Annotated in this window: 11 protein-coding genes; 9 read left to right on the top strand and 2 right to left on the bottom strand. The window is 62.3% G+C overall.

Annotated elements, in window-relative coordinates; all coding sequences use genetic code 11:
• The first annotated feature begins 129 nt into the window (after positions 1-129).
• The 5 genes from PDMSB3_RS28770 (at position 130) to PDMSB3_RS28750 (ending at position 4,808) form a co-directional block, all read left to right on the top strand.
• Entirely contained in the window at positions 130-390 is a 261-nt protein-coding gene (locus tag PDMSB3_RS28770; protein ID WP_007177432.1) for a DUF1488 family protein, read from the top strand.
• A 360-nt stretch (positions 391-750) separates the two neighbouring features.
• On the top strand, positions 751-1,902 hold the full coding sequence (locus tag PDMSB3_RS28765; protein ID WP_007177431.1) for a porin: 1,152 nt from the start codon (positions 751-753) through the stop codon (positions 1,900-1,902).
• A 204-nt stretch (positions 1,903-2,106) separates the two neighbouring features.
• Entirely contained in the window at positions 2,107-2,415 is a 309-nt protein-coding gene (locus tag PDMSB3_RS28760; RefSeq protein ID WP_007177430.1) for a DUF4148 domain-containing protein, read from the top strand.
• A 443-nt stretch (positions 2,416-2,858) separates the two neighbouring features.
• Positions 2,859-3,494 (top strand): carbonic anhydrase, encoded by a 636-nt coding sequence (locus PDMSB3_RS28755; protein ID WP_035517221.1) that lies wholly within the window; start codon positions 2,859-2,861, stop codon positions 3,492-3,494.
• Positions 3,495-3,692: 198 nt separating this feature from the next.
• Entirely contained in the window at positions 3,693-4,808 is a 1,116-nt protein-coding gene (locus PDMSB3_RS28750; RefSeq protein WP_007177428.1) for an alkene reductase, read from the top strand.
• An 18-nt stretch (positions 4,809-4,826) separates the two neighbouring features.
• Here PDMSB3_RS28750 and PDMSB3_RS28745 read toward each other — a convergent pair whose 3' ends face one another.
• Positions 4,827-5,408, bottom strand: a complete 582-nt coding sequence (locus PDMSB3_RS28745; RefSeq protein WP_007177427.1) for an alpha-ketoglutarate-dependent dioxygenase AlkB — start codon at positions 5,406-5,408, stop codon at positions 4,827-4,829.
• Between the two features lie 272 nt (positions 5,409-5,680).
• Here PDMSB3_RS28745 and PDMSB3_RS28740 point away from each other — a divergent pair, with 272 nt between their 5' ends.
• The 3 genes from PDMSB3_RS28740 (at position 5,681) to PDMSB3_RS28730 (ending at position 9,468) form a co-directional block, all read left to right on the top strand.
• On the top strand, positions 5,681-6,580 hold the full coding sequence (locus PDMSB3_RS28740; protein WP_007177426.1) for a DMT family transporter: 900 nt from the start codon (positions 5,681-5,683) through the stop codon (positions 6,578-6,580).
• Between the two features lie 349 nt (positions 6,581-6,929).
• Positions 6,930-8,087 carry an epoxide hydrolase family protein gene (locus PDMSB3_RS28735; RefSeq protein ID WP_007177425.1) on the top strand — a complete coding sequence of 386 codons (1,158 nt, stop codon included), beginning with the start codon at positions 6,930-6,932 and terminating at the stop codon, positions 8,085-8,087.
• A gap of 406 nt (positions 8,088-8,493) precedes the next feature.
• Positions 8,494-9,468, top strand: a complete 975-nt coding sequence (locus PDMSB3_RS28730) for a hypothetical protein (protein WP_007177424.1) — start codon at positions 8,494-8,496, stop codon at positions 9,466-9,468.
• Between the two features lie 45 nt (positions 9,469-9,513).
• Here PDMSB3_RS28730 and PDMSB3_RS28725 read toward each other — a convergent pair whose 3' ends face one another.
• Entirely contained in the window at positions 9,514-10,599 is a 1,086-nt protein-coding gene (locus PDMSB3_RS28725) for a TIGR03118 family protein (RefSeq protein ID WP_165188473.1), read from the bottom strand.
• Positions 10,600-10,825: 226 nt separating this feature from the next.
• Between PDMSB3_RS28725 and PDMSB3_RS28720 the strand changes: the two genes are divergently transcribed.
• Positions 10,826-11,440: an HAD family hydrolase gene (locus tag PDMSB3_RS28720; RefSeq protein ID WP_007177422.1), complete on the top strand. Its 615-nt coding sequence runs from the start codon at positions 10,826-10,828 to the stop codon at positions 11,438-11,440.
• Positions 11,441-11,468 lie beyond the last annotated feature (28 nt).

The raw sequence follows: 11,468 nt of genomic DNA, 5'->3' as shown, positions 1-11,468 counted from the left end.
AGGGCGGCCGGTGTCGAGTATGCACCCTGCCGGGAATGCGCGCTGAAGCCCGGCGGTCCGCGAAAGCCTCGCCGCCTTGGCACAGCGCTTGCGCGTTTGAAGCTTTCTTTCGACAAATGGAGGGTCATCATGAGGATCGAATTCACCGGGCGCCGCGAAGTGGTCGCTGCGGCACGCGTCGCCTTCGAAGCCAGTGTCGACGGGGCAGACGTCTGGTGCAGCGTGTCGCTGGACGCGCTGAACGACCATTTCGGCAACGACGGTCCGTCGGCCCACAACCTCGTCAATACCTTCGAGGCGAATCGCACGCGGATTGAAAACGCTACGCGGCGAGTTCTCGAAAAGAATGGCGGGCAGTCCGTGGAACTCGAGACCGGCGATTTCAACTGAGTCTTGCAGGTCGGGTTCCTGATCTGATGACGGCGAGTCCGGCGCCACCGCCGGACTCGCAAGCCGGATACACGGGCGGCAAAATCGCTCGCCCGCCATTCACACGATGGCCCGGCGAGCTTCAGATGCCTGTTGTTCACATGCAACCCTTTTATCCGGCGCACTCCCGCCTTGCGCGCGTTTTTACCTTTCCAACACCTCGTCCAGGCGCACCGCATCGCGATTGCTGCGTTTAGATGACGGATTCTTCCGGATTTCGCAAAGGACTGCTCCAAAGTCGGAACGTCAGGTTTTGCTGCTGGCGTTTCTATACTCGCGTCGCTGTTCAACATGACATTCCAGCTACGCAGGAGCATTGACGTGAAAAAGATTTCCGCCGCAGTCGCGGCATTCGTAGCCCTCGCTGCCACCTCGGCGCATGCGCAAAGTTCGGTCACGCTGTATGGCCTCATCGACGCCGGCCTGATGTACACCAACAACGTGAAGAAGGGCGGCTCGGAAGGCGCGCTGGTTCAGGCCACGAGCGGCAATATCAACGGCAGCCGCTTCGGCTTGCGCGGCGCCGAAGATCTCGGCGGCGGCCTGCAGGCGATCTTCGTGCTCGAGAACGGCTACAACGTGCAGAACGGCAAGCTCGGCCAGAACGGCCGTCTGTTCGGCCGTCAGGCGTTTGTCGGCTTGAGCAACAAGGAATACGGCGCAGTCACGCTCGGCCGGCAATACGACTCGCTGGTCGACTTCGTCGCGCCGCTGTCGGGCACGGCGGGCACGTTCGGCGATACCGGTTTCGCGCACCCGTTCGATAACGACAATCTGAACCACTCGGTGCGGATGAGCAATTCGGTTAAGTTCATGAGCTCCAACTATGCCGGCCTGAAGTTCGGCGGCTTGTACGCGTTCTCGAACAACACGGATTTCTCGATCAATCGTGCGTATAGCGCGGGCGTGAGCTATGCGAACGGTCCGTTCAAGGCGGCCGCGGGCTACCTGCAGATCAACGGTTCGAATTCGACCACCAACACGGGCGGCGCGGTCGATCTCGGCGAATCCACGGCGAACGGCACGGGCGGCTTCCAGCTTGGCGCCGATGTGCAGCGTACGGCCGGCGCCGGCTTGAGCTACGCCTTCGGCCCGGTGACGGCCGGCTTCGTCTACACGCACAGCCAGTTCCAGAACACCACTTCGTTCGGTGCCACGCACGGCTCGATGCGCTTCGATAACTACGAACTGAACGGCAAGTACGCCCTCACGCCGGCGGTGACGCTCGGTGCGGCTTACACGTACACGGACGCGCATGTGGGCGGCACGTCGACCTACGGTTCCGATCCGAAATGGAATCAGGTGAACCTGCAGGCCGTCTATGCGCTGTCGCTGCGCACCGACGTTTATGCCGAAGCGATGTACCAGCACGTGACCGGCAAGGGCTATACCGCGTTCATCAACACGGCTGGCGGCGCGTCTTCGACGGGCAATCAGGTGGTGGGCACCGTGGGCATCCGCACGCGCTTCTGAGCGTGACGATAATCCGGCTGCGCACTGCGTGATATCGGGTGATATCGCGCCGGGCGCGGCCGGCGACTTCTCCAGATTCAACAACAATCCCTTCGATGGGCAGCCGTTATTCTATGAGGATTCGGCTCCTATATTGAGTTCAGCGGTTGCGCGGAAAGTGATTCGAAGCGCCGCTTATCATCAATTATCGGAGGTAGTTTTATCATGAAGTCCCTGATCAAGACCGTTGTTGTCGTTGCTTCGCTGGCTGCTTCGGCCACGGTTTTTGCCCAATCGAATTCCGGCATCACACGCGCACAGGTGCGCGCCGAACTGGTTCAACTCGAACAGGTCGGCTATCACGTCGGCGACGGCGACCAAGCCCATTACCCTGATGCGATTCAGGCCGCGGAAGCCCGCGTCGCCGCACGCAACGGCGGCACCAGCGGTTACGGCGGCAGCGTGGCGGGTTCGTCGGAAAACGGCCGTCCGGCTGTGTCCCCGAGCGACTGGAACGCGATGTACAGCCGTTAATCCGGTGGGTTCAATGCAGTAAGGTGCAACGAGGCGCAATGCGACTGGCTGTGTTGCGCTGATGCATTGTCGAGTGGTGGGATGCGCGCGAGTCAGCCTGTGAGTCCGTGCATCAGCGCAACGCAGCGCGCGTCGCGCGCGGTTGGAAAGGACTCTTCCAGTGTGGCGTATATATCCGCTTCGTCGGCACCGGTAAAGTAATCATGCACGCACGGTTCCCGGTGTGCGAGCGAGAGAGTTTGCCCCGGCTGGAGACAGCTGGGGCTTTTTTATTTGGGGTGGCGGATGACGAAGGCGTGATGATGACGGCGCCGCACTGCCATTCACGCATGCATGGTCGCCGGGTCCGCGGCTGCGGTATAGTCGCGCGAATAGACCGCATGCATGCCCCGGACTATCGTGCGTGGGCACTGCAGGCTCATTCTTCGAATCTGGAGAACACCGTGCAGGAAATCATCGAAGGTTTTATCCGCTTTCAACGTGAAGTCTTTCCGCAGCAGAGCGGCTTGTTCAAGCGCCTGTCAACGGCGCAAAGTCCCAGCACGCTTTTCGTGACGTGTTCGGACAGCCGCGTCGTGCCGGAGTTGCTGACGCAGACCGAACCCGGTTCGCTGTTCGTGATCCGCAATGCCGGCAACATCGTGCCGTCTTATGGCCCGGAGCCGGGCGGCGTATCGGCAACCGTCGAATATGCGGTGGCCGTGTTGCACGTGCGCGATATCGTGATTTGCGGCCATTCGAATTGCGGCGCGATGACGGCGATCTCCACCTGCATGAACCTGGACCATCTGCCGGCGGTGGCGGGTTGGCTGCGTCACGCGGACGCGGCCAAGGCCATCAACGCATCGCGCACCTATCATTCGGACGCGGAGTGTCTCGAGGCGCTGGTCAAGGACAACGTGATCGCGCAACTCGCGAACATTCGCACGCACCCTTCGGTGGCAGTCGGGCTCGCGAACAAGACGCTGCAACTGCACGGCTGGATCTTCGACATTGAGAGCGGCGTGATGCTCGCGCTCGACGGGCGCACGGGCAAGTTTTTGCCGCTGGTGGACAACCCCGACATCTACGCCGTCTAGCTTGAAGTTTGAACATGCGAGGCGCGCAATGACGCTGCTCGTGCGCGGCCACGCTCTCACCGGTTGGGCCGCTCCGCATGGCAGCGCGGGGGCATCGGGTTGAACACCAACCGGCTGCCGGTGTCAAAACCGCTCGGCGGGCAATATGTGAAGGGCCGCCTTGTAATGCTTTGTCTCTCTCTTCTTTAAGGGAATGCCATGTCAACTGATTCCGCGCGTATCGATAGTTACCTGTTCGAACCCGTCAAGCTGGGACCGCTGCAATTGCCCAATCGCATCGTGATGGCGCCGCTCACGCGCAGCCGCGCGAAAGAGGGCGATGTGCCGGGGGAACTGGCCATCGAGTATTACGCGCAGCGTGCGTCGGCGGGTCTCATCATTGCCGAGGCGACGCAGATTTCGCCGCAAGGCAAAGGCTACGTGTTCACACCCGGCATTTACAACGACGCGCAGGTGCAGGCGTGGAAGCGCATTACCGACGCCGTGCACGAGAAGGGCGGACGTATCTTTTTGCAACTGTGGCATGTGGGCCGCATTTCCCACCCATCGCTGCAGCCGGGTAACGCGTTGCCGGTCGCGCCCTCGGCGATCAAGCCCGAAGGCCAGGCTTACACCGACGAGGGTTTTGTGCCGCTCGTCACACCTCGCGCGCTCGAAACTTCGGAAATGGCGGGTATTGTCGAGCAATACCGCGTTGCTGCGCAAAACGCGAAAGCAGCGGGTTTCGACGGCGTGGAGATCCACGCGGCCAATGGCTACCTGCTCGACCAGTTCCTGCGCGACAAGACCAATCGGCGCACCGATCAATATGGCGGCTCGATCGAGAATCGCGCGCGCCTCCTGCTCGAAGTGGCCGATGCCGTGACCAGCGTATGGGGCAGCGACCGGGTGGGCGTGCGGATTTCGCCGCTCAGCAGTTTCGGCGATATTGCCGATAGCAATCCCGAGCCGCTTTTCACGTATGTCGTGCAGCAGCTCAGCGCGCGCAAGCTGGTGTATCTGCATGTGATCGAGGGCGACACGGGCGGCCCGCGCGACGTGCCGGGCGGCTTCGATCTGCAGGTTTTGCGCGAGGCGTTCGACGGCCTGTTCATGGCCAACAACGGCTACGACATGGAACTCGCGCAACGAACGCTCAAGGCGAAGCGGGCTGATCTGATCGCCTTCGGCCGGCCCTTCATTTCCAATCCCGATCTGGTGGCGCGGCTCAGGAGCGGCGCACCGCTGAACGAGCCGGATAAAGACACGATGTACGGCGGCGGCGCCGAAGGGTATATCGATTACCCGACGATGGAGCAGGAGGCGCAACGCTAAGCGCCGGTGTGCTGTTCGTCAGCCGCTGAAGCAGCGAAACGCGAGGCTGATGCGCGGCCCGCTTACGTGCCCGAGTTTGGGAATGCCGTGCTCGTGAGTGAATTGCGACGCGTAGCTCATGACAAGGCAACTGCCCGGTTCCAGTTCGATATGCACGATCCGCCCGGAGCCGGCTTTCGGGCGGATCGACATGCGGCGGCTCGCGCCGAGTGAGACGATCGCAATCGGTTGAGCGGGCACGAGCTTGTCCGTCTTGTCGCTGTGAAGCGCAACGCTGTCACTGCCGTTGCGATAGAGATTGAGGCCGACGCGATTGAACGGCGCGCCCACCAGCGCGCGAACGGCCTCGAACGCTTCGCCCAATGGCGCGGGCAGGTCGCCGGCTTCGCGCGCGAACGTGGCGATAAGCCGTGGTACGGCAACCTCGCGGTCGTACATCATGCGCTGCCGGCTGAGCCAGCCGATATTCTTCAGCGACACCTCGAACCACTGCCGGGCCGTGGCAGCCGGAATCGACTCGGGCAAATAGCGGATTCCTCCTTCTCCGTCATGGAGAAGGGATACGGGCTCGGGCGCGAATAGGGCTTGCTGGGACACCATGTTTCCGACATTGGCTGGCAGCCGTCCGGTTGGCGAAAAGGGCGGCTCGGACAGGTCATTATACTGTGTTTTTGTACAGTGTTTCGGCTCGACGAGTCAGCTTCAGTTGACGGTCGTAATCAGCTTTGATTCTCGATAGCGTTGGCGCACGGGAAGTCGTCAGCTGTCTATCCTTCACGCTCCAGCAGGCATAATTCGTTTTCCATCGAAGCGGGCCGCGCAGCCGGCACGCCAAACCAGCGATGCGTCGTTGCGCGCTTCCAGGAAACTTCATGCCGCCCATCACCGCTGTCCGCACAACCGCCGTGCCAATGCGCAGCATTGTGCTGATCCTTGTGTCGATGTTCTGTTTCGCGCTGGTCGATGCGCTCGCCAAATCCGTGGCGCTCGCTTATCCGGCCAACGAAGTGACGTTCTTTCGCATGCTGTTCGGCCTCGTGCCGGCGGCGGCGATGTGCCTGCACGGCAAGCCGATCGTCGAGCGGATCAGACACCTGGACGTGCGTGGGCAGACCCTTCGCGCGCTGACGCTGCTCGGCGCCTCGGGGCTGTTCTTCGCCGGGCTGCCCTATATGCCGCTCGGCGAGGCGGTGGCGATCGTGTACTCGGAGACCTTGCTGGTGATCGTTCTCGCGCCGCTGTTGCTGAAGGAGTCCCTCAAGCCGCGCGATGCTCTCGCCGCGGCGGCCGGTTTTGTCGGCGTACTGTTCGTGGTGCGCCCGGACGGCTCGCATTCGAGCTGGCTCGGTCCGGTGCTGCTGATCGCGAGCGCCTTTTTCGGCGCGCTATCGATCATTCAGATCAAGCGCATTCGTGCGACCGACGATTCGCGCACCACTGTGCTGTATTTCACGGCGATCGGCACGATCGTCACCAGCGCTTCGCTGTTCTTCGCGTGGCGCACGCCTTCGCTGCAGGCGCTGGCGGTGATGGCCCTGCTGGGCGGTTTCGGCACGGCCGGGCAATTGCTGATGACTATGGCGTTCCGTCAGGCCGACGCCGGCGCGCTCGCGCCATACAACTACACGAGCATCGTGTGGGCGGCACTGTTCGGCTATGTGGCGTGGGGCGAGACGATCGGCGGCATGTCGCTGCTCGGCATTGCGTTGATTGTCGGCAGTTCGATCGCCGTTGCGATGCGCGGGAAGCAGGAAGAGGGGCCGCTTGTGTAGGCGAGGCTGGTTGTTTCGGCTGCCATGCCGGCAAGCGCTCCAGGCATGGCAGTCTCCTGGAGGCAAAACAGAAATTGCCCCGTTGTGTACCATGCAGATTGGCCTGCGCCTGCTCGCTGGCCCAGTGGCCTGATCTGGAGCCGGATTCAGCGGGCTGAATCAAGTGGGCTGACTCAGTGGGCTGACTCAGCGACCTGACTCAGCGACCTGACTCAGTGGGCAGAATCAGTGGGCAGAATCAGCGGCTTCCCCCAGCAGCCTGACTCAGTGACCTGACCGAGCGGCGTGCGCAAGCCGCTGTCGAGCGAGGCACACCCGTTAGCCATCCCGTTATGCCGGACGAGCCGCCATGCACATAGAACCGTTTCAGATCGCAATTGCCGATCATGACATCGACGATCTTCGCCGGCGTATTCGCGCGACCCGCTGGGCACCGGCGACGCCGTCGCCAGCCTGGCAGCAGGGCGTCGATGCCGCGTGGCTGCGCGAACTGGCCGCGTATTGGGCAGAGCGTTTCGACTGGCGCGCGGCCGAGCGCGGCCTGAACCGGCAGCCGCAATTTCTCGCCGACGTAGACGGGCAGCGCGTGCATTTCGTCCATCGGCGCGGCGTGGGTCCGGCGCCCTATCCGCTGGTGATCACGCACGGCTGGCCCGGATCGTTTTTCGAGTTCCACGCGTTGCTCGACCGATTGTGCGACCCGGCCGCCTTCGGTGGCGATTCCGTTGACGCCTTCCATGTCGTCGTGCCTTCGCTGCCCGGCTTCGCGTTTTCGCAGGCGCCCGCGCAAGCCGGCATGTCCGCATTTCAGGTGGCGGACCGGTGGGCGCCGCTGATGCGCGGCCTCGGCTACGAGCGCTTCGGCGCTCAAGGCGGCGATCTCGGCGCGGGGGTGTCGATCGCGCTCGCGACACGGCATCCGCAAGCGGTGGACGGCATTCATCTCAACTTCCTGCCGAGTTCGTATGAGCCGGCCATCGGCGCGGCGCAGAAACCGCTCACGCCCGCCGAGGAAAAATTCCTGCGCGAAAAAAACGAATGGGCCGTGCTCGAAGGCGGCTATGCGCACATGCACGCCACCAAACCGCTAACGCTGGCGGCCTCGCTCAACGATTCGCCGGTGGGACTGGCGGCATGGATCGGCGAGAAGTTTCGCGCATGGAGCGATTGCGAGGGCGAGGTCGAGCGCGTGTTTTCGAAAGACGACCTGCTCACCAACATTTCGCTCTACTGGCACACCCAGTGTATCGGCCCGGCAATCCAGATGTATTGGGAAAACCGCTTGCAGCCCATGCGCTTCGCCGAAGGACAACGCGTCGTGCCGCCCGTTGGCTTTGCGCACTTTCCGAGGGAGATCAATCATCCGCCGCGCAGTTGGCTCGAAAGAACTTTCAATGTCGTGCAATGGACCGACATGCCGCGCGGCGGACATTTCGCGGCGATGGAAAAGCCCGATTTGCTCGCCGCCGACATTCGCCGGTTCTTCCGGCCGATGCGGCAGCAGTAACGTTAGTTCGACCGCGACCGAATCGGAAAGGCGTCACGAATTCGCTGACGAGTAAGTTATTCACGAGCGCTCATAAGCACCCGCAATTATTGCGCGAAGCCGGAGTCCCACCTGAAGTTCGACGCGATCCGCGTCATGTCTCTCTGCGTTTTGGCGGAAAGGCAATGCAAGGACGTGAAACGATAGACCGAACGTGATATCTGCGCCCCGGTTCATCCGACTCCATCGCCGCAGATCAGCGTACCGCAGTTCGACTGTGACACCGTGATGGCACGAACCGCGGTTCCCAATACTGCGCACCTTGCGGGGGCTTCTTTGCCCCCAGTTAGAACACGTGAACCAACCTCCGACAGTAACGACAGCATGCTGAAAGGCGATCTGTCGCTCACGCGTGGTGAGGAGCGATGTGAATCTTTTTCCTTGCACTCTTGTTTATGTGGATGTCGATGCGAAGCCGGGGCCCAACTCGACGAATCGCGATCCTCTCTCGTACGTGAGTCAGGCTATCTGCCTGAATAACAGCTTGCGGCGCGTGGGCATGCCGACATTGACCATCATGACGAACGCGCCGGCCCTCGTCGCGCGTCGGCTTGAAAGCATGCCGACAGCAAACCGGCCGGCAGTGGCGACACTCGCCGCGACGATCGAACTGCCGAAGAACACGCCGTTTTACGCCGCGCATTTCAAGCTCGACCTGATGGACCAGGTGGCGGAGACCCTGCCGGCCGACACGATGATGCTGTTGCTCGATGCCGACGTGGTGGCGCTGCTTCCGCTCGACCACGACCTGATCGAGCGATGCGCGCAAGCGGGTCTCGGCGTATTCGATATTTCGGATCAGGTCTTTCCGGCATATGGCAGCGAACGCGTGGTCGCGGATCTGGAAATCGTCGCGGACCGGCGACTCAGGAATCCTCGCTGGTATGGCGGCGAGTTTCTGCTCGCGACGCCCGCCTCGCTGCGACGGCTCGTGCCGCGTGCTCGGGCCAGTTATGCGCGCTATCTCAGCGAAAGCGCGCGCCTGCGGCATCACGGCGACGAAGCGTTCATTTCGGCCGCGCTCAATGCACTCAGCGACGAAGGGCAGGTGCTGATCGAAGTCGGCGCGTACCAGGCCATAGGCCGTCATTGGCCCGGCAACAACTATCGCGACCTGCGGTGGTTTCGCTGCTGTTCGTTCGTCCATTTGCCGGGCGGCAAGGCACTGCTCGAAAAAGAAGCGCGTTTCGACGATTTCGCGCCGGACCGTTTCTGGCGCCACATGCGCACGGCGCATCTGCGTGGCCGCGTGCGTCACGCGGTGAAGCGAGTCGCGAGGATGCTGAGCGTGGAGCGGCTCGCCACGCTGTCCGCGTATGCGCTGCGCGGCGTGAAGAGCTGACCGCGCGCGTCACGTATGCGTCGCGGCGAACGCTTGCGCCGCTCGTCACATTTTCACGTCGATGCGTCCATAGGCTCCGTTCGCTTCGTCATTCGGCCCGGCGGCGAAAAACAGCGTATTGACCGGCTGATTGCTGAGCCCGTTACCGAACGCGATGCCCCACAAACCGTGCTGGACGAACGCCGAGCCGTCAGGCAGATTGATCGCGCCGAGAAACTGGCCGCTTGCCGGATTGAAAGCGTTGATCGTGCCGTCACCGAAGTTGCCCACTAGCACGTCGCCGCTGAACCGGCCAAAATTGGCCGGCGCCTGCGTGACACCCCAAGGCGCATTCAGCGCACCCGCCGAAGCAAAACGCTGCAACAGGTTGCCCGCCGTATCGAAGATATCGACGAAGCCGAGGCCGGCGCCGTCGACGTTGTCGTGCGCCGCCGCGTCCTGCTTCGCGTAGGTCACGAAAAGCTTCGCGCCGATCGCCTGAATGCCGAACGGCGCGAAGCCTGCCGGCATCGACGCATCCTGAAACTTGCCCGGCGTCGCGACCTTCGCGAAGCTCGTGTCGAATACGTCGACTCTGTTGTTGTGAAAGTCCGTGGCGTAGAGGAAGTTGGCGCCGCCGTTGCTGGCCAGCGCGAGTCCTTTGTAGACCGCGCCGCTGCTGCCGCTGTCGAATACGACGAATGCGTTAGTGGGGCCGACCGCCGGCGCCCACGCGGTGATCGTGCCGCCTTCGCCGGCAAAGATGAATGCGCCCACGCCGGACTTTCCGCCTTGCGTCACGACAAAGTCCGTCGTGCCGTTGAACACAATGCCGGTCGGATTCGCGGGGCCATTGGTTCCATTCGGAATACTGACCACCAAAGACTGTGGTGTGCCGTTGCCGTCGTAGAGCGTCGCGAGCGAAGTGGCGTTGTCCGCCACCCAGACGAAGCCTTTCGGATTGAACGCAACGCCCCACGCGTTTTTCAGGTTAGGGTCAGTGTGCGCCGCGGCGACGGCGCCGTCCGATACGAGCGCCGTCGACGTGTACGATTGCAGACTCACCGAATTGGAACCGCCACACGCCGCGACGAAACTCACCAACGCCGCGCCGCCCGCGACGGCGCCCAATGCCTTAAGCACAGATTTCATGGCCGCACCTCTCTGTCATGCACGATGGTCAATGCGCCTATTGAACGCGTGGCGTCGTGGTTTTATTCCTTTGGCGGGAAAGTTTTTTGATCGGCATGTAGCCGCCGCCGCTCATTGCACGCAAGCGCGGTTTTGTCGAGGCACAATAGAAACAGGCGACCGTGCGACGCCATCGTGCGATGTGGTTTTCCCCATTCCTGAAAGCTCCTGATGCGAGGTCGACAGCATGACTGCATCCATCACGCTGGTTCTGTTCGACATGGAAGGTGTTCTGTCCCACTACGACCGCGCCGTGCGGACCGGGCGTTTGGCCGCGCTCACGGGTTGCGCGCCGGAAACCGTGCGTCATGCAATCTGGGGATCGGGTCTCGAAGCGCGCGCGGATGCCGGCCAGATCAGCGACGACGAATATCTGCACGAGCTAGGCATTCTGTTGAACGCGCCGATCAGCCGCGACGACTGGCTGGCTGCCCGTCACGCTTCGATTACGCCGAACGGGGAAGCGCTCGCGCTTGCCGCCAGGGTCGCCGGGCGCCACCGTATTGCGGTGCTGACGAACAATTGCCGGTTGTTCACCGATCACATCGGTTATCTGAATCCGCCTGTCGCGCGGCTGTTCGGCTCGCATGTTTACTCATCGGCGTCATACGGTGCCGCGAAGCCCGCTGCGCAGACTTATCTGCGCTGCCTGGAACAACTCGGAGTGCCTGCGGCCGAAACGCTTTTCGTCGACGACACGGCCGCCAATGTGAGTGGTGCAATCGATGCAGGGCTGCAAGCGCACAGGTTTGTCAGTGTCGACGCTTTGTCGCACGAATTGCAATCTCGCGGATTGATCTAGTGCGATCCAGTGCGCGCGAAATGGGGGT

The sequence above is a fragment of the Paraburkholderia dioscoreae genome, from assembly GCF_902459535.1.
Taxonomy (GTDB): Bacteria; Pseudomonadota; Gammaproteobacteria; order Burkholderiales; family Burkholderiaceae; genus Paraburkholderia; species Paraburkholderia dioscoreae.
The sequence above is the reverse complement of the archived record's forward strand: the minus strand, read 5'-3'. Positions and strand labels throughout refer to the sequence as shown.